Source organism: Klebsiella sp. 141161, assembly GCF_050600815.1.
Classification (GTDB): domain Bacteria; phylum Pseudomonadota; class Gammaproteobacteria; order Enterobacterales; family Enterobacteriaceae; genus Klebsiella; species Klebsiella aerogenes.
In genome coordinates this window covers 282,541-306,362 of the sequence record NZ_JAQIRN010000001.1, presented here as the reverse complement: position 1 = coordinate 306,362, position 23,822 = coordinate 282,541, and the positions used below count along the sequence as shown (strand labels likewise).

Below are 23,822 nucleotides of genomic sequence, written 5' to 3'. Positions count from 1 at the left end.
AATGGAACATATGTATATATGTTACACCGTTTGTAAATTCTTTGAAAATAATTAACTAACCAGTCGTTAAGTAATAGCCAGCAAAGGTGATTCTTTTAAGCAAAAAAGACAATTAACGCTCCACATTAAGATAAATAATGATTACTATTCTCATTTACAAAACGAGTGAAGTTAAACTTTACGCTGTGGAAGCCATCTCTAACCAGTAATTAATTGTTCTATAAAGGGAATCGTTATGTCATTACGTCAGTTATCCGCGCCGCGTCTGCGTCGTTCTCTGTTATTAACGTCGTTACTGTTGGCAGGCAGCTTCAGCGCCCACGCCGCCGAGGAGCTCCTGCGCAAAGCGGTCGGTAAAGGCGCGTACGAAATGGCGTATAGCCAGCAGGAAAATGCGCTGTGGGTTGCCACCTCGCAAAGCCGCTCCCTTGATAAGGGCGGCATCGTCTATCGTCTGGATCCGACCACGCTCGACATCACCCAGGTTATTCATAACGACCTGAAACCGTTCGGCGCCACCATCAATAACACCACCCAGACGTTGTGGTTTGGCAACACCGTTGATAGCAGCGTCACCGCAATAGATGCCAAAACCAGCGCGGTGAAAGGGCGACTGGTGCTTGATGACCGTAAACGTAGTGATACCGTGCGCCCGCTGCAGCCGCGTGAGCTGGTGGTGAATGAGAAAACCAATACCGTGTATATCTCCGGGCTGGGTAAAGAGAGCGTGATTTGGGTGGTGGATGGCGACAAGCTGACGCTGAAAGATACCATCGCCAATACCGGCGCGATGGCCACCGGGCTGGCGCTCGATGCTGACGCTAAACGTCTTTACACCACCAATGCCGATGGCGAACTGCTGACTATCGATACCGATAGCAATAAGATCCTCTCGCGTAAGAAGCTGCAGGATGACGGTAAGGAGCATTTCTACCTGAACCTGAGTCTGGATACAGCTGGTCACCGTGCTTTCATTACCGACAGCAAGCAGCCGGAAGTGCTGGTGGTAGATATTCGTGACGGGAAAGTACTGCAAAAAATCGCCGCGCCGGAATCTCTGGCGGTACTGTTTAACCCGGCCCGCAACGAAGTCTACGTCACCCATCGTAAAGCGGGTGAAGTCAGCGTCATTAATGCTAAGACCTATAAGGTCGTTAAAACCTTCAAAACGCCAACCTTCCCGAATAGCCTGGCGCTGTCCGCCGATGGAAAAACGCTGTTTGTTAGCGTGAAGCAGGAGTCAACTCGTCAGAAAGAGGCCACCGCGCCGGACGACGTAATCCGCATTGCCCTGTAATCTCAAGGGAGGGGACGCCCCCTCCTTACTCCGGGTCTCATCCTCTGTTACAAACCGCTATTAGCCTGATTACTATAAAGGTTATACACTTACTTTTTCCCGCGCGCGGCGGGAAAGTGGTAATCATTCTGGAGAAATTATGAAAAAGCCATATATGGTGATCTGCGCGGCGGCAATGCTGGCGCTTCTGGCAGGCTGCAGCTCTAATTACGTCATGACGACAAAAAGTGGGCAAACTATTGTGACCCACGGTAAACCGCAGTTGGATAAAGAGACCGGCATGACCAGCTATATCGATGAGTCTGGCAACAAACGCGAAATCAACAGCAGCGACGTTGCTCAACTGGTGGAAGATAATTAATTTTGCGGTGACGGTTTGCCCGCAGAGGGGCAAACCGTTATGGAGTGGCGCTTAGCGTTTTTCAACGCCCGGCGCCGTGCTGTGAACATCAGCCACGCGTTTACGTACGCCGAACCAACCAGCGACCAGCAGCACCGCCAGCAGCGGAATGGATCCGATGGTATAGGTGCCGTTCGGGTAGTCAAAAGCCATCAACACCAGTACGCTCAGCAAGAACAGCAGCGTCAGCCATGAAGTAAACGGCGCGCCCGGCATCTTGAAGCTTACATCCGCCGCTTTTCCTTCCTTGATAGCCTTACGCAGACGCATCTGGCAGATCACGATAAAGCCCCATGAGGCGATAATCCCCAGAGAGGCGACGTTAAGTACGATCTCAAATACCTGCGACGGCACCAGATAGTTGAGAAAGACTCCCACCACGTAAACTGCCAGTGTCGCGAGGATCCCGGCGTAAGGGACGTGATGGCGGCTCATCTTCGACATAAACTTCGGCGCTGAACCTCCCATCGACATCGAACGCAGAATGCGCCCGGTGCAGTACAGGCCGGAGTTCAGGCTGGAGAGGGCGGCAGTTAACACCACGATGTTCATCACGCTGCCGATGTACGGTACGCCGAGCTTCGAGAAGAAGGTGACGAATGGGCTTTGTCCTGCCTGATAGGCGTTCCACGGCAGCAGCAGCACCAACAGTACGACGGAACCGACGTAGAACAGGCCGATACGCCAGATCACGCTGTTAATCGCTTTCGGTACCATGGTTTCCGGATCTTTACATTCGCCCGCCGCGGTACCCACCAGCTCGATAGAAGCGAAGGCGAAGACGACCCCCTGAACCAGTACCAGAGCCGGCAACAGACCGTGCGGGAAGAAACCGCCGTTGTCGGTAATCAGATGGAAGCCGGTGGCATTGCCATCCAGCGGTTTGCCGGTACCGAGGAAAATCGTGCCGACAACCAGGAACGCAACGATAGCGAGTACTTTCACCAACGCGAACCAGAACTCCATCTCAGCAAACCATTTCACGCCGATCATATTCATGGTGCCGACGATCGCCAGCGCGCCAAGGGCGAAGACCCACTGCGGGACATCGCCGAAAGCGCCCCAATAGTGCATATACAAGGCGACGGCGGTGATATCGACGATACCGGTCATTGCCCAGTTGACGAAATACATCCAGCCGGCGACGTAGGCGGCTTTTTCACCGAGAAATTCACGAGCGTAAGAGACGAAACTACCGCTGGAGGGGCGATGGAGAACCAGTTCGCCGAGGGCGCGAAGGATGAAGAAGGAGAAGATACCGCAAACCAGATAAACCAGCGCCAGCGCCGGGCCTGCCATTTGTAAACGCGCCCCGGCGCCGAGAAACAGACCGGTACCGATGGCGCCGCCAATGGCGATCATCTGTACCTGACGGTTGCCCATTGCTTTGTGGTAACCCGATTCGTGCGAGTTGAGCCAGTGGCGTTTCGCGGCATGATGTTCCGCCGCGTCAGTGTGTTTGTTATTCATTGATGTACCCATTTTCCTGTCAATGTCCATGAGTGGTTGTCGTATCGCGCAGCGGCGATACATCGTGCTGGCTTTCTCACTATTCTGTCGTAGAGATAAATCAGGCACGGCGCTGCATCCTACACGTAACGTGATAGTGACGCACGTAAAACATTTCACAACAGCACTTACTTAAATATCAATGAGTTCAATGACGCAACGCGTCGACGAGTAGCGCAAACGCAGCGGTATGCTGACGACGGCTGGGATAATACAGATGATAACCAGGGAAGGTGGGTGTCCAGGCATCGAGTACCCGTACTAAACGACCGGCAACCAGCGCCTCCTCGACGCAATCATCCGGCACATAGGCCAGGCCGAGACCAGATTCAGCGGCATCAATGCGTTGCGGCAAACTATTCAGCGTCAGTTGGCCATCCACATAAACCTGAAAACTTTTACCATCGTCGGTGAATTCCCAGGCGTAAATCCCGCCGCGGGTAGGTAGGCGCATATTAATACAGCGGTGCTGATCCAGTTGATAGGGCGTCTGCGGGGCGCCGTAGCGTTGTAGATAATCGGGCGAGCCCACGACAACCATGCGCATGTCCGGGGCGATGCGCACCGCAATCATGTCCTTTGCCACCTGATCGCCAAGGCGTACGCCGGCGTCAAAGCGGCCATCGACGATATCGGCCAGGCCGTTATCGACGGTAATTTCGATATTGATATCGGGATAACGCAACATAAAGGGTTTTAATGCCGGCCATAATACCGCGCTGACGGCGTGTTCACCGGCGTTAAGACGAATATTACCCGCCGGAAGGGCGCGGCTATCCCTCAAGGCGCCGAGCTCGCGTTCAATTTCCGTGAGATGTGGACGTAAATTCTGGAACAATTTTTCACCCGCTTCGGTGGGAGCGACGCTGCGGGTGGTACGGGTTAGCAGACGAACATCAAGCCGGGCTTCGAGGTTGCGCATCGCATGACTCAGCGCGGATTGCGACACCCCAAGTTGGGCAGCGGCGCGGGTGAAACTGCGTTCGCGGGCGACCACCATAAACGACAGGAGATCGTTGAAGTTATCTTTTAGCATTATTATTCCGCATTAATGAATTTGATTCATGGCTGGAAGTTGAGTCTAAACCTTGTGCGGCAGATCCGCCACGAAGACACCCTATTGCACGCGTCTTTTATTGCGCATATCTAATTTCCGGCAGAGTACATGTGAATAAATTGTTTCTCAGCACGCGCTGCAGATTCTAATAATGCAGGCATGTTAATTAAAACGAGCCTGCGAAATGTCTTATCGAATCAGTATCCTGGATAAAAGTCCTCTGGCTCCCGGCGAAACTGCCGCTCAGGCGCTGGCGCGTACGTTAACGCTTGCGCAACAGGCGGAACGCTGGGGATATCATCGTTTCTGGATTGCCGAGCATCACAACGCGGAACAATTGGCGAGTCCGTCGCCGGAGCTGCTGATTGCCTGGATCCTCGGGCAAACCCGGCAGATTCGCGTCGGATCCGGCGGCGTGATGCTCCAGCACTATAGCCCCTACAAAGTCGCTGAAAACTTCAATTTGCTCGCCAGTATTGCGCCAGGACGCGTCGATCTCGGCGTTGGTAAAGCGCCAGGCGGTCTGCCGCTCGCCACTCGCGCGCTACAACAGGGCGTCCATCAGTATGAGAAGGGCAGTTTTGCCGAACAGCTTGCCCAGGTTGATAACTGGCTAACGTTGACCGAAAGTCAGGGTGAGGAGAGCCTGCGCGCGACCCCCATCCCGCCGCGCCGCGCCGACGGTTTCCTGCTCGGCGCCAGCGTTGAAAGTGCGCGTCTGGCGGCGAGCCTGGACTGGAACTTCGTTTTTGCCGCGCATCTCAATGGCGATAAAAATCTGTTGCAGAAGGTGCTGACGAACTGGTGTGAGTTGAGCCGCCGCGAGGTCATCGTGGCCGTACAGGTAATTGTTGCGCAAGACACCGCCAGCGCGGCCGAACTGGCGAAGCAGGTGGAAGTCTGGGGCGTCGAGCTGGCAAACGGCCAGCGGGTAACGGTGGGTAGCGAAGCTCAGGCAGCGGCCTTTGCCCGTCAGGCGGGGAGTCCGCCCACGCGCATCGAACGCCGCGAGTCTTCTCTCATATTCGGTACTGCAGACGAGGTTAAAGCACAACTCGATGCCCTTCAGGCGCAGTGGGGAATTGATGAGTTTATTATCGATACCCCTATTGCCGAAGGCCGTGCGCGGCTGGAATCGCTGGGGTTGCTGGCGCAGGCGCATCTTGGCGCGGAGGTAACGCCATGAATTTCGAACAACAGTTGATTAGCTGGCGGCGCGAACTGCATCAGAACCCGGAACTCTCGTTACAGGAAGTGGCAACCACCGCGCGTATTCGCGACTGGTTGCAAAGCGGCGGCCTCCCGCTGCTACCTTACGAGTTAACCACCGGCGTGGTGACGGAAGTCGGTAGCGGCGACAAAATCATCGCCCTGCGGGCCGATATTGACGCGCTACCGATAGAAGAGGCCACCGGGCTGCCGTTCCGCTCGCAAAATCCCGGCGTCATGCATGCCTGCGGTCACGATATACATACCAGCGTAATGCTTGGCGCAGCGTTGTTGTTAAAGGAACGAGAAGCGCAACTGCCGGGGCGAGTGCGGATCCTGTTCCAGCCAGCGGAAGAGAGTTTCGGCGGTGCAAAAACGCTGATCCGCGTTGGGGCGCTTGACGGCGTATCGGCCATCTTTGGCATGCACAATGAGCCCAATTTACCCGTTGGCGAATTCGCCACCCGCGGCGGCCCGTTTTACGCCAACGTCGACCGCTTCGTATTCAAAGTGACCGGCAAAGGGGCGCATGCCGCCCGGCCGCATGAAGGAAAAGATGCCATCCTGCTGGCGAGTCAACTGGTGACGCTGCTGCAGAGCGTCGCCAGCCGCGAAGTGAATACCCTGGATTCGGTGGTGCTTAGCGTAACGCGCATCCAGGGGGGAAATACCTGGAACGTTTTGCCGGAAAGCGTGGAGCTCGAAGGAACGCTGCGCACCCACAGCAGTGAGGTGCAGCAGCGGGTTAAGGTGAGAGTCAGCGAAATCGCCGCCGGCTTCGCCAACGCCTTCGGCGCGCAAATCGATGTCTTCTGGTACGCCGGGCCAACGGCGCTGGTCAATGATGAACGTTGGGCGGCATTTGCCGGCGAGGCGGCCGACCGCTTCGGTTATCGCACGCATCACGCCGATTTGCACCTGGGCGGCGAAGACTTTGCCGTCTATCTGCAGCATATCCCGGGCGCATTCGTCAGCATTGGTAGCGCCAGTGAATTCGGCCTGCATCACCCGGCCTTTAATCCGGATGAAAACGTCATTGCCCCAGCCGCGCGCTATTTCGCGGATCTGGCGGAACAGGCATTACACCATATTTAATTTTTGACAGGGTAAGGGGTCACTATGTCTGAAAAACGGCAATTACGTCTGGGGACGATTTTACATGGCGCCTCTGGAAATATGTCTGCCTGGCGTCATCCGGCGGCGCTGGCGGATGCCAGTATTAATTTTGAATTTGTGAAAGATACGGCGCAAAAAGCCGAGCAGGGGAAACTCGATTTTATTTTTGTCGCCGACGGGTTATATATTAACGAAAAATCCATTCCGCATTTTTTAAATCGTTTTGAGCCTTTAACGGTATTATCAACGCTGGCGGCGGTGACCGATCGTCTGGGGCTGGTTGGCACGCTCTCCACCTCCTATAGCGAACCGTTCACGACCGCGCGACAGTTCGCCAGCCTTGACCATTTAAGCCACGGGCGCGCCGGCTGGAACGTGGTGACGTCGCCGCTGGAAGGCTCAGCGAAAAACTTCTCCCGCGCCCAGCATCCCGATCATGCGCTGCGCTATCGCATCGCCGACGAATATCTTCAGGTGGTTAAAGGCTTGTGGGATTCCTGGGAAGATGGCGCTTTTGTGCGTAATAAAGAGAGCGGACAGTTTTTTGATAAAAATAAACTGCATACGCTTAATCATCATGGCGATTTCTTTAAAGTCGCTGGCCCTTTGAATATTTCCCGCACGCCACAGGGACGGCCCATTATATTCCAGGCAGGCGCCTCTGATGACGGCAAAAAATTAGCCGCTCGCCACGCTGATGCCATTTTTACCCACCAGGAATCATTAGCCGAAGCGCAGGCGTTTTATCAGGATGTCAAAAGCCAACTGGCTGCCTATCAGCGCAGCGCGGATCAACTGCATATTTTTCAGGGCGTCAGCGTAATCGTCGGTGACGACGCGGAGGATGCGGAGCGTCAATATCAGACCACAGCGGCGCTGGTCTCTATCGACGACGCGTTGAATTACCTGGGTCGTTACTTCGAGCATCACGACTTTGCGCAATATCCACTGGATGAACCCTTCCCGGATATTGGCGATCTTGGGCAAAACAGCTTTCGCAGCACCACCGATGAGATTAAACGCAATGCTCGGGAACGGGGATTAACCCTGCGCCAGGTGGCGCTGGAGGCTGCCAGCCCGCGCCCACGGTTTTCCGGCACGGCCAGCGAAGTTGCCGACGGCCTGCAGCAGTGGTTCGAACAACGCGCCGCCGATGGCTTCATTATTCAGGGCGGTACGCCGGAAACCTTCCCGCGTTTCGTTGATGAAGTGGTGCCATTGCTGCAGGCGCGCGGATTGTTCCGCCGCGACTATCCAGGCACCACGCTGCGGGAAAGCCTGGGGCTGGATCTGCCCATTAATCAATTCGAAAAATAATAAAAGAGAATCGCGCTATGCAGAAACCAACATTATTGCTGGCCTTCGCGTTGGCATTTAGCGCCTCGTCGTGGGCGCAGGACGTCAATATCAATGGCACCGGGGTTAGCCTGGAAGCCAATAAAACCCCGATTCATACGGCAAAAAATCCGCAGGCAATTGCGCTGTTGCCGAAAGATCTGCACCTGGCGGTTCCCGGCAAATTCACCGTCGCGGTTGCGGCGCTGAACTCGCCGCCGCTGACGGTGTTTTCTGATGACAATAAAACGTTGCTAGGCAGCGAGGCGGATATTGCGCGGCTGGTGGCGGATAGCCTCGGCCTCGAAGTCAACGTTGTTCCAACCTCATGGGAAGACTGGCCGCTTGGCGTCGCCTCCGGCAAATATGATGCCGCGATCAGCAATATTACCGTCACCAAAGAGCGCAAAGAGAAGTTCGATTTCGCCACTTATCGTAAAGATTCGCTGGGTTTTTACGTTAAAAGCACCAGCCCACTGAACAAGATCGACCACGCGGAAGATATTGCCGGGCTGAAGATTATCGTCGGCTCCGGCACCAATCAGGAGGCAATCTTACTCGCATGGAATGCGGAAAACGTTAAGCGCGGGCTTAAACCGTTTATACCGGTCTATACCAAGGATGACGCCGCGCAGACCCTGGCTCTGCAAACGGGCCGCGCCGACGCGTTCTTCGGCCCTAACGTCATAGGCGCCTGGAAAGCGGCCCTTACTGGCAAAACCAAGCTGGTGGGCAGCGTGGACGGCGGGTGGCCGAAGGCGGCGCATATCGCGGTGACGCTCAAGAAAGGCAGCGGGCTGGTTAATGCCGTACAGGCGGCGCTCAACGGCGCTATCGCCAGCGGTGACTACGCCAAAGTGCTCAACCGCTGGGGTGAGGGAGTGGAGAGTATCCCACAATCGGAAATCAACCCCGCCGGGCTGGGCGATTAACAGGAGGCGCTATGAGCGAAGCATTTCGTGATATTTCTCCGGACGCGCCGGAACTACAGCCGATTATTAGCGGCCTGTTTGCCGAGTACGCCGCCCGTTACGGCGACTATTTTTCTCGTGATGCGGAAGTGGAATTAACCGAATGGTATCTGCCGCCGCAGGGGCTGTTTATTGTGCTGGAGCGTGACGGTGAAATCATCGCCACCGGCGCTTACAAGCCGAAAGATCCGCACACCGCGGAAATTAAGCGGATCTGGACGCATCGACGCCTGCGTCAACAGGGGCTGGCAGCAAGGGTTGTACAGGAACTCGAGCGCCGGGCGGTGCTGGCAGGCTATAGCCATATTTTTCTCACCACCGGTTTTCGCCAGCCGGAAGCGGTAAAGCTCTATTTAAGCCAGGGGTATGAGGCGCAGTTTGACCTCACTCGCGACCCGGAAGAGTACAGCCGCCCGCCCTATGATGGGCGGTTGCGGTTCAGTAAAGCGCTGGCGGTTAGCGCCCTCAGCCACAGCGCTTAAGGAGGCGTCATGCAATCATCTGAAACGATTAAAGTGGTTCCGGCTCGCTATCCGCTGCGCGTCGCCGGGGCGGTATTGGCCCTGTTGGTGCTGGCGGTCGTCGTGCAGTCGGTCGCGTTCAATCCGCGCTGGGAGTGGGGGGTGTTCGCACACTGGTTCTTCGACCCGGTGATCCTTGAGGGGTTGGGGCAAACGCTGCTGCTCACGCTACTTGGTACCTTTTTAAGCGTCATCTTCGGCGGCCTGTTAGCGCTGGCCCGCTTGTCGTCGTCGTGGCTGCTCAGCAGCCTGGCATGGGGGTATATCTGGCTGTTTCGTTCGCTGCCGCTAATCGTGGTGTTGATCATTCTGTATAACTTCTCTTATCTGTACGACAGCTTATCGCTGGGGATCCCCTTCACCGGCGTAACCTGGGCGAGCTACCAGACTATCAACGTACTGGGGCAGTTCTCCACGGCAGTGGTTGGCCTGACGCTGGTGCAGAGCGCCTATACCGCTGAAATTATCCGCGGAGGCTTTTTGGGCGTGGATCACGGGCAGTATGAGGCCGCCGCCGCGCTGGGACTCCCGGCCTGGCGACGCACGCTGCGGATCATTTTGCCGCAAGCGCTGCGCACCATTTTGCCTGCGGGGTTCAATGAAATCATCAGCCTGGCAAAAGGGACGGCGATGGTTTACGTGCTGGCGATGCCGGAATTGTTCTACACCATTCAGATGATCTATAACCGTACCCAGGAAGTGATCCCGCTACTGATGGTGGGCGCCGCGTGGTACCTCGTAATTACCAGCGTGCTCTCCGCAATTCAATACCTGGTAGAACGCGCGCTGGCGCGCAGTGAACGACGCTCGGCGGTAAATAGCGTGCGTAATAATCGCGTGACCCAGCCGGATCGTCAGCCGCAGGAGGCCGTCCATGCTCAACTCTCGTAATGGTCATATTTCGATAACCGGGGTCAGTAAATACTTTGGCCGTCATAAAGCGCTGGATGATGTTTCGCTGGAAATAGCGCCGGGGACGGTGACGGTTATCCTGGGGCCGTCCGGTTCGGGAAAATCGACATTGCTGCGCACAATTAACCATCTTGAACGGGTCGATGAAGGGTTTATCCAGATTGATGGCGACTATATCGGCTATCGCCGTAAAGGCGACAAGCTGTACGAGCTGAAAGAAAAAGAGATTCTCCGCCAGCGGGTCAACGTGGGCTACGTATTTCAGAACTTCAATTTGTTCCCGCATCTGACGGTGCTGGAGAATCTGATTGAAGCGCCGATTGCCCATAAACAGGCCAGTCGGAAAGAGGCGATTGCTCGTGCTTATGAATTGTTGGACATTGTCGGTTTGCGCAACAAAGCCGATGCCTGGTCGCGGCATCTTTCCGGCGGCCAGCAGCAGCGCATCGCCATCGCCCGCGCGCTGGCGCTCAATCCGCGCGTGATCTTGTTTGATGAACCCACTTCCGCGCTGGATCCGGAACTGGTTGGCGAAGTGCTTGATGTTATCAAGAAACTTGCCCGCTCCGGGACGACGCTTGTGGTGGTAACACACGAGATCGGCTTCGCCCGCGAGGTCGCCGACCAGGTGGTGTTTATGGTCGATGGCAAAATCGTTGAACAGGGCAGCAGCGATGAAGTTTTAAATAATCCGCAACATCAGCGCACCAGGCAATTTTTATCGCGGGTGCTGGCATGAGGAAATTAGCTGCAGCGCTCATGCTGCTCCTGAGCATCGGCGAGGCGCGCGCCGAACTCGATTTGCGCGCCAATGAACGGCCATTGCCGGTAACGCGAGATGATAACGCGGTGAGTAAAATCCCGCCGAACTACCGTTTTGTGGAGCCTGGTGTGCTAACGGTGGCGATTTCGGCGTTAAATTCTCCGCCGCTGGCGCTGTTGGCCAGCGACAACCGCACGCGTATCGGCAGCGACCCGGACATTGCCCGTTTGCTGGCGGGTAGTCTGGGGTTGAAACTGAAACTGGTGCCAACGGCCTGGGAGGACTGGCCTTTGGGGATCGCGTCAGGGCGTTACGATGTGGCGTTGATTAACATCGCGGTGACCGAGAAGCGTAAAGAAAAGTTCGATTTCGCCACCTACCGCGTTGACTCGCTGGCCTTCTCGGTGAAATCAACCAGTGAGATTACCCATATCGCTAATGCAGAGGATCTGTCAGGACGTAAAGTCATTGTCGGTTCTGGCACCAACCAGGAGCGGATCCTGCTGGGGTGGAATGCGGAAAACGAAGCCGCGGGAAGGCGACCGGCATTACCGGTATATCTTACCGACGATGCCTCCGGCAATTTGTATATTCAGTCGGGCAGGGCGGACGTCTTTTTTGGCCCGCAGTCGGTGGCCTCTTACAAGGCTGCATTAAACGGGAAAACCAAAGTTGTCGGGCTCGGTCCCAAAAAAGCCTGGGTGGCAACCACCACTAAAAAAGGCAATGGGCTGGTATACGCGCTGCAGGCGGCGCTGAATGGCGCGATCGCTCGCGGCGAATATCAGCAGGTGCTCGCGCGCTGGGGGGAACAGGGGGAGGAAGTCAGGCAATCGGAGGTCAATCCGCCGGGGATAACCTATTGATGCAATGATTATTCATAGCCAGAGATTGCTATACTCATGGCTACATCGTGTGTCTTTTTAATGGATTAATCACTGTGGCCGAAAACCAACTCTTACTGGAGCAACGCTGGCAGCATCATCGTGAGCCCGCGTTGCTCGCCGCTTCCGGCGGCGCTATCGACACCATCAGCTTCATCACCTTGTTTGGCCTGTTTACCGCCCACGTCACGGGAAACCTGGTGGTGGCGGGGGCGGCCCTGGCCACCAACAGCGAAGGTATTTTATCGAAACTGCTCGCCATACCTGTTTTTATGCTGGCGGTGGCGATCGTTACGCTGGTTATCAAACGTCGAAAAATTATCACGCCGCGCTTCCTTGGCGGCTTGTTCGTTGTCGAGATCCTGCTGTTGCTGCTTTTTGGCCTGTTGGGGCTGCTGTGGCAGCCCTTTGTCGGCGCGGATAGCGCGACCGCGTTAATTACCGGGATGGCAGGCGTAATGGCGATGGGGGTGAGGAATGCAACCACCCGTTTATTATTACCCACCACCAGCCCGAGTACGATGATGACCGGCAACGTTACGCAGTTAACCATCGATGTGGTGAACTGGTGTCAGGCGCCCAACCGCGAGAATAGAGAGAAAATCAAAAAATCGGGGGCTTCGGTGCTCGGTTTTTTGCTGGGCGCAGGGCTCGGAGCGCTGGGTTACATCCTGGCGGGCTTTTACTCGGTACTTATTCCGGTGGTACTGGTGGCCATCGTCGCCTGGCGTGAATTCAGCGCCGCGCGGAATTAGTGCTACGCTAAAAGTTTTCTGCCTGGGAGCTGACGATGATGAAATTGTATGGTGTGCCGGGGTGGGGCTCGGCAATAAGCGAGATGATGTTGACCTTGGCCAACATCCCTTATCAATTTATCAATGTCGATGGCTTTGACCAGCCAGGCGCGCAGCGAGAGAAACTGCTGGCTATCAACCCCTTGTGTCAGGTGCCTACTTTGCTGCTGGCTGATGGCAGCGTAATGACGGAGTCGGCGGCGATCGCGCTGATGATCCTTGACGAGCGCCCGGATCTGGCGCCGCCAGCCGGTACGCCACGGCGCCGGCAGTTTCAACGTTTGCTGATCTGGCTGGTGGCTAACGTTTATCCTACCTTCACCTATGCCGACTATCCCGAACGCTGGACAGCCTCAGCGCCTGACGAACTGCGTGAGAGCTGTCAGCAATACCGCAAATCACTCTATCTATGGCTGGAACAACAGCTGGCTGCCGAGCCATACGCCTTAGGCGGAGATATTACGTTGTTGGATTGCTATATTGCCGCGATGTACAGCTGGGGTCCGCGGCGCGAGTGGTTTGTAGCGCATACGCCAAAGTTTGCCGCTGTTGCCCAGGCGGTTTATCGCCGTACGGAACTGCAGCAGGTACTGCGTGACAACAATCTTCTTTAAAGCACTAATTGTGACTTGTATCAGGAAACCTGTGATAGTTTTAAATTCCCAATAATAAGGAGCCTGCTATGCCACATGTTGATATTAAATGTTTTCCCCGTGAACTGAGCGAAGAGCAAAAAAATGCGCTGGCTGCGGAAATCACTGAAGTTCTGATCCGCCATCTTAGTACAAAAGACAGTTCAGTTAGCGTTGCGCTCAATCAGGTGCAACAGAGCGACTGGCAGCAGGTATGGGATAATGAAATCGCGCCGCAGATGGATTCTTTGATTAAGAAACCGGGATACCGAATGTAAAAGACCGGCCGCCGTTAGCGCATTTTCGTCACGCTAAATAGACTACCATCGGCCGAGGTCAATTTTACTTGAGCGAAAGATATGCCACTTTATTGATCCAGATCAATAAAAGTGGCTTTTTTTTGATTTCCATACCTTTCATTAATTTACCTTTTGTAAAGTAATCGGCCATTTAAGAATAATCCTAATCAACATAAATAACTGATAATATTAAACTATATAGTGTATTGCGCTTTGTATGTATTTAAATGTAGTTTTATGTTTTGATTATTATGCATATCAAAATTGTTTAGGCGATTGCTGATTTGCCATGTAACCTGCCTTTGAAATGATGATTTTTATCATGGAGAGATGAATGATAATAGGTAGTGCGTTACTTGGTTACCAATTAGAGGATGATTTTTTTTACTTCTTGAAGTACCGGGAAATAGCTACTGTAAGTGGTAATAGAAAAAACATCCGTCTACGAAAAACGATGGCCTGTTTAATTGAGTATTTATTTGAACATGGTCTTGAAAGAATGGTTAGTGATGAAGAGTTGATGGTACATGTCTGGGAGAAAAATGATTTAAGGCCTTCATCACAACGTTTATGGCAAGTGATGCAAAATTTACGTCGGATCCTGAAGGATATCGGCATCGAACAAGATATTATATTACGCGTTAAGACTCAGGGTTATTATATCAATAGTCTTTACGTTACGAGTGTTTATTCGGTAAGAACTCATAAACCATTCTGCCAGAATAATGATGCGACCGTTCAGCTTTGTGAGCTATCCGAGCTAAATTAATAGCCATAGGGTCTGCCGTATTCAAGGTATGCCTGTCGTTTTCATGTTAAGGTTATAAAATTGAAGGTGATAATTAATAGTAAGGATATCTGGTTCCGACTGGGCGTGGAACACTGTCTGCAACAGATAGCTTCTGACGATAATGAGATCGATTACGCTGAGTTGGATTTTTGTAATCATTCTATACAGCAAGCGGATCTCATTATATTGCCGTTACATGGCTATCAAGATTACAAGCATATTTATGCGCTATCTCAATTTTATCAGGGCATGATTCTGGGTGTGAGCACCTCCAGAAACGTTCACTCACGGCGGCTTTTATTTCGCCAAAATATATTATGGGTAAGCAGTCGTGAAACCATAGACAATGTTCAAAAATTATTGTTAACGATCAAGCATCGGCAATTATATCATCATGATGGTCAACCGGATTTTAGTGTAATGAAGGCAAAAGATGGGGCTCCGCTCAGCGAAAGAGAAATGATGATTATTGATCATGTCGCCAAAGGCACTCCGGTGAACGCCATTGCCAGAGCGTTGGGACTGCGGGTAAAAACCATTTATGCGCATTTAGATAAAATTAAAGCAAACTTTAACCTTAAAGGTGGAAGTCACTTTCATCGCTTCATGATAAGCCCGCCGTCTTATCACTTACTCTAAAAGATGGTGAAAGGGAATGACGGCAGAGTTGCCGTCGTTCTGTTAATTATGTGGCGTATTCGCCTGCACGTGACGGCCGCTGGCGACAAAATTGCCGGTACCGAGGTGGTGAATAGTGTTGAGTTTGTCATCATCAAACTGCCAGCGCCCGCTGGTGAAGGCTCGCTCATCGGCCGCGGCGGCAACCACTTCGCCAAACAGCGTATCGTATTGCTCTTGTGCCGCGGTGGCGGGGAGCAAACGGCATTCCATCCACGCCAGGCATTTCTCTTCAATTAACGGTAGCCCCAGTTCGGGCCCATTCACCACCGGGATACCGTAAGCATTGAACTTATCTTCATCACGCCCGCTCACGCTGCCGACCGCATAGACCCAACTGGCGGCGGCCACGCCAGGCACCACTATGCCAAAGGCGCCGTTACGCTCAATGATCTCGCGCGTCCAGGTACTTTTATCCACCACGATAGCCACTCGCGGCGGGGCAAATTCAACCGGCATCGACCAGGCGGCGGACATCACGTTGCGGCGTCCGGATTGCGCATCATAACTGGTGATCATAATGGTCGGGCCGTGGTTGAGCAGGCGGCTGGCGTACTGAAGTTCCACGTGGCGAAAACGGCTCATAAGCGTTCCTTGGTGAGTGGGCGAATGCCTGTAAGTAGTTTATTCACAATACAAAAGTAATCAATACGTCAACCGCGACGTAAATGAGATCTCAGCGGGCGCGATCGCACAAAATACGCCGTGGCGTGGCAAAAATACGCTATAAATGTCGGACACCAAAAGCTGGAGGCGTTGATGACCCCATTTTTAAGCGCGTATTTTACTCGTCTGGCCTGGACGGGAACCCCCGATGTTTCCATAGACACCCTGCGGGAGTTGCATAGCCATCACAATAGCGCGATCCCGTTTGAGAACCTGGATGTATTGTTGCCGCGTGAAATCCATCTTGATGATCGCGCGCTGGAAGAGAAGTTAATCACCGCCCGCCGCGGCGGCTACTGCTTTGAACAGAACGGGCTTTTGCAGCGGGCGTTAAGCGAGATCGGTTTTTCGGTTCGCAGCCTGCTGGGGCGCGTGGTGTTGGCTAATCCGCCGCAAATGCCGCCGCGTACCCATCGCTTGCTGCTGGTAGAGGTCGAAGGCGAACGCTGGATTGCCGACGTCGGCTTCGGCGGCCAGACGCTGACCGCGCCGATTAAGCTACTGGCCGATATTCCGCAGCATACACCGCATGGTGTATATCGACTGGTGCACGAAGGCGATGAGTGGACACTGCAGTTCAATCATCATGAACACTGGCAGTCGATGTACCATTTTGATCTGGGGCGGCAGTATGCTTCTGATTATGTGATGGGCAACTTCTGGTCGGCGCACTGGCCGCAGTCCCATTTTCGTCACCATCTGCTGATGTGTCGTCATCTGCCGGACGGCGGGAAAATGACGCTGACCAATTTCCATTTTACCCACTGGGACAAGAACCACGTGGTGGAGAAGGTGGATCTTGCGGACGTGTCGGCGCTGTATGAAGCGCTGCAAACCCGCTTCGGATTAGGTGTAGACGACCCAAAACACGGGTTCAGCGAAGCCGCGCTGGCAGCGGTAATGGCGGCATTCGATACCCATCCCGAAGCTGGGAAATAACGTTTATAACGGGACGAGGAAAGCGCATTGTCGTCGTAGGCCGGATAAGGCGTAGCCGCCATCCGGCGTAAAGGCTGGGGCCCTGGTCGATGAATATGACCCGGAGTCGGCGCAGGCGCCTCGTCCGGGCTACCCCGTAGGCAGCAGTCGTTGTAGGCCGGATAAGGCGTAGCCGCCATCCGGCATAAAGGCTGGAGCCGGACCGATGAATATGACCCGGAGTTGGCGCAGGCGCCTCGTCCGGGCTATCCCGCAGGCAGCAGTCGTCGTAGGCCGGATAAGGCGTAGCCGCCATCCGGCATAAAGGCTGGAGTCTGGGTCAATAAAAACCCGGAGTTGGCGCAGGCGCCTCGTCCGGGCTACCGGTAAACGGGCATGTCTGCCGCCAACTCTCAGCGCCGGGAGCGCACCACCTGGTAGCGGCGGGTGAAATACTCTATCGGTGCGCTCCAGACGTGAACAAGTCGAGTGAACGGGAAGATAAGGAAGATAGTCATTCCCAGCACCAGATGGACGCGATACACCCACGCGACGCCGTCCAGATGCGCCGATGCGCCGCCGTGGAAGGTGACTACCGCCTGCGCCCAATCCACCAGTTTCAGCATTTCGCTGCCGTCCGGATGCTGGGCGGAGAACGGGATGGTCGTCAGCCCCAGCGCGCACTGAATCAGCAGAATGCACAGGATCAGGATATCCGCAGTGGTGGAGGTGGCGCGAATGCGCGGGTTGGTCAGGCGGCGCGCCAGCAGGCCAATACCGCCGACCAGAGTCAGTACGCCGCAGACACCGCCCAGCACCATCGCCATCACCTGTTTCTGCGACATCGGCAGGAACCATGAATAGACCCAGTGCGGCGTCAGCATCCCGAAGAAGTGGCCGAAGAAAATGCCGAGGATGCCGATATGGAATAAGTTCGACCACAGCACCATGCCCCGTTTATCGAGCATCTGGCTGGATGACGCGCGCCAGGTATACTGCCCGTAATCGTAGCGCAGCCAACTGCCCACCAGGAACACGGTACCGCAGAGGTAAGGGTAGATATCGTAAAAGAAGACGTTTAAGTACTGTATCATTTCGGGCCTCCGGCGCGGATGTCGACGTACTGCGGCGCCACATCCTGGCTAAAGCGTCGTTGATAAGCTTGCATTGGCGAGCTATCGCAAGCGGTTGCATTATCTTCAATAAACTTCACCTGTTCCTCTTCCCACACCGCATCCAGCGCCTGGCGGGTGTCGTCACGCTTCTCACTCGCTACCTGCCTGGTGACACTGTCACTATTGAGTGGGCTATCCGCCAGCGCAAGAAGGGTGTCAAAGAGTTGATAGTAATCGCATTCGCGCTGCTTTAAGCGTCCACCAAGCAACGCCAGAATAGGCGCGACGTTCTGCAGTCCTTCACGGGCATCGGCCAATGGGAGAGTGCTGAGATATTCAAGATATAAAGGCAGGTGGTCTGGTAGTTCGCGACAATCGATCTGCAGGCCCGCCTGTTCATACTGGTTCATCAGATCGACCATCGCCTGGCCGCGATCGCGTGATTCGGCGTGTACGTGTTCAAACAGAAGCAGCGAGGTGGCGCGACCACGCTCAAACACCTCACACCATTCGGCCTGACGGTCGAGCAGCGGCGCCGCCAGTAATCGCCTAACAAACGGCGTCAGGACGGGCGCATCGGCGCTGACCAGCGCCAGCGCCTCCTCGCGGTTATCCCACAGCGCGTCGTCGGGATACTCCAGCAACAGAGCAATGACTTTGAGGATCCGCATTACTCGCCCTCCCCATGTCGACGTACGTCTCCTACATCAATCGCGTCGATGCGCCGACTGTTGAACAGATTGAATTTAGTATCAGAACCATGGCAACCATCGCCAAAAGTAAAGCCGCAGCCGTTGCGTTCGGGGAAGGCGTCCTCCGCCAGTTCGCGGTGGCTGGTGGGAATCACGAAGCGGTCTTCGTAATTAGCGATCGCCAGGTAGCGATACATCTCTTCCACCTGCTCGACGCTAAGACCCACTTCTTCAATGGCGCGTGTATCGGTCACGCCTTCAACGCTTTGCGAGCGTTTGTAATGGCGCATCGCCATCATGCGTTTTAACGCGCGCAGGACCGGGCCGGTATCGCCGGCGCTCAGCAGGTTCGCCAGATACTGTACCGGTATACGCAGGCTTTCTACCGCCGGCAGAATGTTGCCGTTGCTCGGCAGGCCGCCGGCGTCCGCGACTGACTGAATCGGCGACAGCGGCGGCACGTACCAGACCATCGGTAAGGTGCGATATTCCGGGTGCAGAGGTAGCGCCAGCTTCCAGTCCATCGCCAGTTTATACACCGGTGATTTCTGCGCCGCTTCAATAACGTTATGCGGAATACCCTGTTTCAAGGCCTCTTCGATGACCGCCGGATCGTTCGGATTAAGGAACACATCGCACTGGCGCTCGTAGAGGTCGGTTTCATGCTCGGTGCTGGCCGCTTCTTCGATGCGGTCCGCATCGTACAGCAGCACGCCGAGATAGCGGATACGGCCGACGCAGGTTTCGGAGCACACCGTCGGTTGCCCGGACTCAATGCGCGGATAGCAGAAGATGCATTTTTCCGATTTGCCGCTCTTCCAGTTAAAGTAGATTTTTTTGTACGGACAACCGCTGATGCACATCCGCCAGCCGCGGCATTTATCCTGGTCGATCAGCACGATACCGTCTTCTTCGCGCTTGTAGATGGCGCCGCTTGGGCAGGTCGCCACGCAGCTCGGATTGAGGCAATGTTCGCAAAGACGCGGCAGATACATCATGAAGGTGTTTTCAAACTGGCCGTACATCTCCTTTTGCATCGCTTCGAAGTTACGGTCTTTGGCGCGTTTTTCAAACTCGCCGCCGAGTAACTCCTCCCAGTTTGGCCCCCAGGTGATCTTATCCATCCGTTCGCCGCTAATCAGCGAACGCGGGCGGGCGGTAGGCAAGTATTTGCCCTCCGGCGCGTTGTGCAGGTGCTGATAATCGTAGGTAAAGGGTTCGTAATAATCGTCAATCTGCGGCAGTACCGGGTTGGCGAAAATCTTCGACAACACGCTGACGCGGTTGCCCAGACGCGGAGTGAGCTTGCCGCTGATACCGCGGATCCAGCCGCCTTGCCACTCGTCCTGATCTTCCCAGTTTTTGGGGTAACCGATACCAGGCTTGGTTTCCACGTTGTTGAACCACGCATATTCCATCCCTTCGCGGCTGCTCCACACGTTTTTACAGGTGACGGAGCAGGTATGGCAGCCGATGCATTTATCCAGATTCAGCACCATTCCGACTTGTGAACGTATTTTCATTTCTTCGACTCCTGTACCTGGTCGCGACCTTCGCCATCCAGCCAGTCAATGTTTTTCATTTTGCGGATCATAATGAACTCGTCGCGGTTGGAACCGACGGTGCCGTAGTAGTTAAAGCCGTAAGCCAGTTGGGCGTAGCCGCCAATCATATGCGTGGGTTTTGGACAGACGCGGGTGACGGAGTTGTGGATACCGCCGCGACGACCGGTCACTTCCGAACCTGGGATATTCATAATGCGTTCCTGGGCGTGATACATCATGGTCATGCCCGGCGGCACGCGCTGGCTTACCACCGCACGCGCGGTGAGGGCGCCGTTGGCGTTGAAGGCTTCAATCCAGTCGTTATCTTCAATCCCCAGTTCTTTTGCGTCGGTTTCGCTTAGCCAGACGATAGGCCCGCCGCGCGACAACGTCAGCATCAGCAGGTTTTCGCTATAGGTAGAGTGGATACCCCATTTCTGATGCGGGGTCAGGAAGTTGAGCGCTTTTTCCGGGAAGCCGTTTGGCGGCACTTCTTTCATCTGGCTGACGCTGCGCGTATCGATCGGTGGGCGATAGGCCACCAGACTTTCGCCGAAGGCGCGCATCCAGGGATGATCCTGATACAGCTGTTGCCGCCCGGAGAGGGTGCGCCACGGGATCAGTTCGTGAACGTTGGTATAACCGGCGTTATAGGAGACATGTTCGCTCTCCAGACCAGACCACGTTGGGCTAGAGATGATCTTGCGCGGCTGCGCTTGAATATCGCGGAAGCGGATTTTCTCATCCTCTTTATTCAGCGCCAGATGAGTGTGGTCGCGGCCGGTAAATTCTCCCAGCGCTTGCCAGGCTTTCACCGCCACCTGGCCGTTGGTTTCCGGCGCCAAACTTAAGATGACTTCACTGGCGTCGATAGCGCTGTCGATACGCGGACGACCTTTAGCCGGACCGTCGGGCTTGACATAGTTAAGTTTGCCGAGGAAGTCGACCTCGCTTTGCGTATTCCACGAAATGCCTTTACCGCCGTTGCCGAGCTTATCGAGTAATGGCCCCAGCGAGGTGAAGCGTTCCCAGGTGGCAGGGTAGTCACGTTCAACCAGCGCAATTGACGGCGCGGTTTTGCCTGGAATGAGATCGCATTCGCCCTTGCGCCAGTCGAGGACATCGAACGGCTGTGACAGCTCAGCCGGAGAGTCATGCTGCAGCGGCACCAGTACTACATCGGTCTCTTTATCAAGGTGGCCGATGCACACTTCAGAGAAACTTTTTGCAATGTCCTTATAGATTTCCCAATCGCTTTTCGCCTCCCAGGCCGGATCGACGGCGGCGGAAAGCGGGTGGATAAACGGGTGCATATCCGAGGTGTTCATATCGTCTTTTTCATACCAGGTAGCGGTCGGCAAGACGATATCGGAGAACAGGCAGGTACTGGACATACGGAAATCGAGGGTCACCAGCAGATCGAGCTTGCCCTCAATCGCCGCGGTCTGCCAGTCGACTTCCTCCGGCTTCACGTCAGAGGAGGAGCCAAACTCCTCGCCCTGAATACCGTTATCGGTACCGAGCAGATACTTGAGCATGTACTCATGGCCCTTACCGGACGATCCCAACAGGTTCGAACGCCAGATAAACAGGTTGCGCGGGTGGTTGTTGCCGCTATCCGGCTGCTCGGCGGCAAAGCGAATATCGCCTGTTTTTAACGACTGGACGGTGAAATCGGCCGGGGATAGCCCGGCGGCGTCGGCCTGCTGCTTGATGCTCAGCGGGTTAACGTTAAGCTGCGGCGCGGAGGGCAGCCATCCCATGCGTTCGGCGCGAACGTTGAAGTCAATCATATGGCCGCTGAATTTGCTGGTGTCGGCCAGCGGCGACAGCAGCTCCTGAGCGGTTAGTTTTTCGTAGCGCCACTGGCTGGCATGGTTGTAGAAATAGGAGGTACTGTTCATCTGCCGCGGCGGACGAGTCCAGTCCAGCGCGAACGCCAGCGGCAGCCAGCCGGTCTGCGGGCGCAGTTTCTCCTGGCCGACATAGTGCGACCAGCCGCCGCCGCTCTGGCCGACGCAGCCGCAGAACACCAGCATGTTGATCATCCCGCGGTAGTTCATATCCATGTGGTACCAGTGGTTCACACCGGCGCCGAGGATAATCATCGAACGGCCATGGGTTTTATGCGCCGTATCGGCGAACTCGCGGGCGATTTGTTCGATATGTTGACGCGGTACGTCGGTGATCTGCTCGGCCCATGCCGGGGTATAGGCTTTGACATCCGCGAAGTCACGCGCGGTGTTGGCATCGTCAAGGCCGCGATCCAGACCGTAGTTAGCCAGCACCAGGTCATACACGCTCACTACCAGAGCGTTTTCTCCACTGGCTAGCGGCAGTTGTTTAGCAGGCAGTTGATGAAGCGTTATCGGCTCCTGCTTCACGCTGCGGAAATGCGGGTTTTCGTTGCCGCCGAAATAGGGGAAGCCCACCGACACCACGCTATCGTGCATATCCAACAGCGATAGTTTTAATTCGACGTCCCGGCCGTTAGCCCGTTGTTCGAGATTCCATTTGCCTTTTTCGCCCCAACGAAAGCCGATGGAGCCGTTCGGCGCGACCAGTTCGCCGTCAGCGTTATAGGCGACGGTTTTCCATTCCGGGTTATTACTTTCTCCCAATCCGTCAAGCAGGTCGGCGGCGCGTAGCATACGGCCCGGCGCATAGCTGCCGTCATCTCGACGGTCGAGCATCACCAGCATCGGCATATCGGTATAGGTACGGCAGTAGTTGAGAAAGTAATCGCTCGGATTATCGAGATGGAAAGTTTTGAGGATGACGTGGCCCATCGCCATTGCCAGCGCGCTGTCGGTACCTTGCTTCGGCGCCAGCCACTGGTCGCAGAGCTTGGCGACTTCCGAATAATCCGGAGTAATGGCGATGGTTTTGGTGCCCTTGTAGCGCACTTCGGTGAAGAAGTGGGCGTCCGGGGTTCGGGTCTGCGGGACGTTCGACCCCCAGGCAATAATGTAGCTGGAGTTGTACCAGTCGGCGGATTCCGGCACGTCGGTCTGTTCACCCCAGGTCATCGGCGAAGCGGGCGGTAAATCGCAGTACCAGTCATAGAAGCTCAGGCAGGTACCGCCGATCAACGATAAATAGCGGGTACCCGCGGCGTAGGAAACCATCGACATCGCCGGGATCGGCGAAAAACCCGCGACGCGATCCGGACCGTAGTTTTTAATGGTCCAGACGTTGGCCGCGGCAATCAGTTGATTTAACTCTTTCCAACTGGAGCGAACAAAGCCGCCTTTACCGCGAATTTCTTTGTAGCTGCGGGTTTTCAGCGGGTCCTGCATGATGCTATCCCAGGCCAGTACCGGGTCGGGATGCTGCGCCAGGGCTTCGCGCCACAGCTCAATTAGCCGTTTACGCGCCAGCGGGTACTTAAGGCGGTTGGCGCTGTAGAGATACCAGGAGTAACTGGCGCCGCGCGGGCAGCCGCGCGGTTCGTGGTTTGGCAGGTCCGGCCGGGTGCGCGGATAATCGGTCTGCTGGGTTTCCCAGGTGACCAGGCCGTTTTTGACATAAATTTTCCAGCTGCAGGAGCCGGTACAGTTCACCCCATGCGTGGAGCGGACAATTTTGTCGAATTGCCAGCGTTGCCGGTAGCTATCTTCCCAGTCACGGTTATTGTCGTAGACCTGACCGTGGCCGTTGGCGAAGGTTTCGCGTTTCTGCTTAAAGTAGCGAAAGCGATCCAGTAATTTACTCATGACA

Annotated in this window: 21 protein-coding genes and 1 pseudogene; 15 read left to right on the top strand and 7 right to left on the bottom strand. The window is 55.1% G+C overall.

The features are described 5' to 3' along the window. The first annotated feature begins 235 nt into the window (after positions 1-235). Both PGR79_RS01525 and PGR79_RS01520 read left to right on the top strand, forming a co-directional pair. Complete coding sequence (locus tag PGR79_RS01525; RefSeq protein ID WP_316423980.1) at positions 236-1,297, top strand: YncE family protein; 1,062 nt, start codon at positions 236-238, stop codon at positions 1,295-1,297. 139 nt (positions 1,298-1,436) lie between these two features. Then, complete coding sequence (locus PGR79_RS01520; protein WP_015366425.1) at positions 1,437-1,658, top strand: YgdI/YgdR family lipoprotein; 222 nt, start codon at positions 1,437-1,439, stop codon at positions 1,656-1,658. A gap of 51 nt (positions 1,659-1,709) precedes the next feature. On the opposite strand, the gene ansP is transcribed toward PGR79_RS01520, so the two are convergent. Both ansP and PGR79_RS01510 read right to left on the bottom strand, forming a co-directional pair. After that, positions 1,710-3,167, bottom strand: a complete 1,458-nt coding sequence (gene ansP / locus PGR79_RS01515) for an L-asparagine permease (RefSeq protein WP_045382500.1) — start codon at positions 3,165-3,167, stop codon at positions 1,710-1,712. 187 nt (positions 3,168-3,354) lie between these two features. Next, complete coding sequence (locus PGR79_RS01510) at positions 3,355-4,242, bottom strand: LysR family transcriptional regulator (RefSeq protein WP_395226295.1); 888 nt, start codon at positions 4,240-4,242, stop codon at positions 3,355-3,357. A gap of 205 nt (positions 4,243-4,447) precedes the next feature. Between PGR79_RS01510 and PGR79_RS01505 the strand changes: the two genes are divergently transcribed. The 12 genes and pseudogenes from PGR79_RS01505 (at position 4,448) to PGR79_RS01450 (ending at position 15,128) form a co-directional block, all read left to right on the top strand. Next, positions 4,448-5,449, top strand: a complete 1,002-nt coding sequence (locus tag PGR79_RS01505) for an MsnO8 family LLM class oxidoreductase (protein WP_395226294.1) — start codon at positions 4,448-4,450, stop codon at positions 5,447-5,449. Continuing rightward, complete coding sequence (locus tag PGR79_RS01500) at positions 5,446-6,567, top strand: M20 peptidase aminoacylase family protein (protein WP_430920915.1); 1,122 nt, start codon at positions 5,446-5,448, stop codon at positions 6,565-6,567. Before PGR79_RS01505 ends, PGR79_RS01500 begins: the two co-directional genes overlap by 4 nt. 24 nt (positions 6,568-6,591) lie before the next feature. Then, a pseudogene (locus PGR79_RS01495) lies at positions 6,592-8,855 on the top strand (NtaA/DmoA family FMN-dependent monooxygenase). Positions 8,856-8,866: 11 nt separating this feature from the next. Continuing rightward, on the top strand, positions 8,867-9,376 hold the full coding sequence (locus PGR79_RS01490) for a GNAT family N-acetyltransferase (RefSeq protein ID WP_316423979.1): 510 nt from the start codon (positions 8,867-8,869) through the stop codon (positions 9,374-9,376). Positions 9,377-9,385: 9 nt separating this feature from the next. Next, a complete protein-coding gene (locus tag PGR79_RS01485) occupies positions 9,386-10,306 on the top strand; it encodes an amino acid ABC transporter permease (RefSeq protein WP_316423978.1) in 921 nt (306 codons plus the stop codon). Continuing rightward, a complete protein-coding gene (locus PGR79_RS01480; RefSeq protein ID WP_113373290.1) occupies positions 10,290-11,066 on the top strand; it encodes an amino acid ABC transporter ATP-binding protein in 777 nt (258 codons plus the stop codon). The genes PGR79_RS01485 and PGR79_RS01480 overlap by 17 nt, the downstream gene beginning before the upstream one ends. A gap of 20 nt (positions 11,067-11,086) precedes the next feature. Next, entirely contained in the window at positions 11,087-11,956 is an 870-nt protein-coding gene (locus PGR79_RS01475) for an ABC transporter substrate-binding protein (protein WP_113373291.1), read from the top strand. Between the two features lie 74 nt (positions 11,957-12,030). Next, a complete protein-coding gene (locus PGR79_RS01470) occupies positions 12,031-12,729 on the top strand; it encodes a YoaK family protein (protein WP_047080862.1) in 699 nt (232 codons plus the stop codon). A 35-nt stretch (positions 12,730-12,764) separates the two neighbouring features. Further along, positions 12,765-13,382: a glutathione S-transferase family protein gene (locus tag PGR79_RS01465; protein ID WP_087859559.1), complete on the top strand. Its 618-nt coding sequence runs from the start codon at positions 12,765-12,767 to the stop codon at positions 13,380-13,382. A gap of 68 nt (positions 13,383-13,450) precedes the next feature. Further along, positions 13,451-13,678, top strand: a complete 228-nt coding sequence (gene pptA, locus PGR79_RS01460; protein ID WP_015366439.1) for a tautomerase PptA — start codon at positions 13,451-13,453, stop codon at positions 13,676-13,678. 355 nt (positions 13,679-14,033) lie between these two features. Continuing rightward, the gene (locus PGR79_RS01455; RefSeq protein ID WP_316423977.1) at positions 14,034-14,468 is read left to right on the top strand and encodes a winged helix-turn-helix domain-containing protein; all 435 of its coding nucleotides are present in this window, start codon (positions 14,034-14,036) and stop codon (positions 14,466-14,468) included. Positions 14,469-14,534: 66 nt separating this feature from the next. Next, complete coding sequence (locus PGR79_RS01450) at positions 14,535-15,128, top strand: helix-turn-helix transcriptional regulator (RefSeq protein WP_271032727.1); 594 nt, start codon at positions 14,535-14,537, stop codon at positions 15,126-15,128. 42 nt (positions 15,129-15,170) lie between these two features. Here PGR79_RS01450 and PGR79_RS01445 read toward each other — a convergent pair whose 3' ends face one another. Then, positions 15,171-15,752, bottom strand: coding sequence for a flavin reductase family protein (locus PGR79_RS01445; protein ID WP_213316149.1), 582 nt, complete (start codon positions 15,750-15,752; stop codon positions 15,171-15,173). 174 nt (positions 15,753-15,926) lie between these two features. Here PGR79_RS01445 and nhoA point away from each other — a divergent pair, with 174 nt between their 5' ends. Continuing rightward, positions 15,927-16,772, top strand: coding sequence for an N-hydroxyarylamine O-acetyltransferase (gene nhoA / locus PGR79_RS01440; RefSeq protein WP_213316148.1), 846 nt, complete (start codon positions 15,927-15,929; stop codon positions 16,770-16,772). A gap of 392 nt (positions 16,773-17,164) precedes the next feature. On the opposite strand, the gene narI is transcribed toward nhoA, so the two are convergent. The 4 genes from narI to PGR79_RS01420 are packed head-to-tail and all read right to left on the bottom strand — an operon-like array spanning position 17,165 to position 23,818. Beyond that, positions 17,165-17,845, bottom strand: coding sequence for a respiratory nitrate reductase subunit gamma (gene narI, locus PGR79_RS01435; protein WP_015366445.1), 681 nt, complete (start codon positions 17,843-17,845; stop codon positions 17,165-17,167). Beyond that, on the bottom strand, positions 17,842-18,537 hold the full coding sequence (narW, locus tag PGR79_RS01430) for a nitrate reductase molybdenum cofactor assembly chaperone (protein WP_316423976.1): 696 nt from the start codon (positions 18,535-18,537) through the stop codon (positions 17,842-17,844). Before narW ends, narI begins: the two co-directional genes overlap by 4 nt. After that, complete coding sequence (gene narH / locus PGR79_RS01425; RefSeq protein WP_430920912.1) at positions 18,537-20,081, bottom strand: nitrate reductase subunit beta; 1,545 nt, start codon at positions 20,079-20,081, stop codon at positions 18,537-18,539. The genes narW and narH overlap by 1 nt, the downstream gene beginning before the upstream one ends. Next, a complete protein-coding gene (locus tag PGR79_RS01420) occupies positions 20,078-23,818 on the bottom strand; it encodes a nitrate reductase subunit alpha (RefSeq protein ID WP_430920910.1) in 3,741 nt (1,246 codons plus the stop codon). The genes narH and PGR79_RS01420 overlap by 4 nt, the downstream gene beginning before the upstream one ends. Positions 23,819-23,822 lie beyond the last annotated feature (4 nt).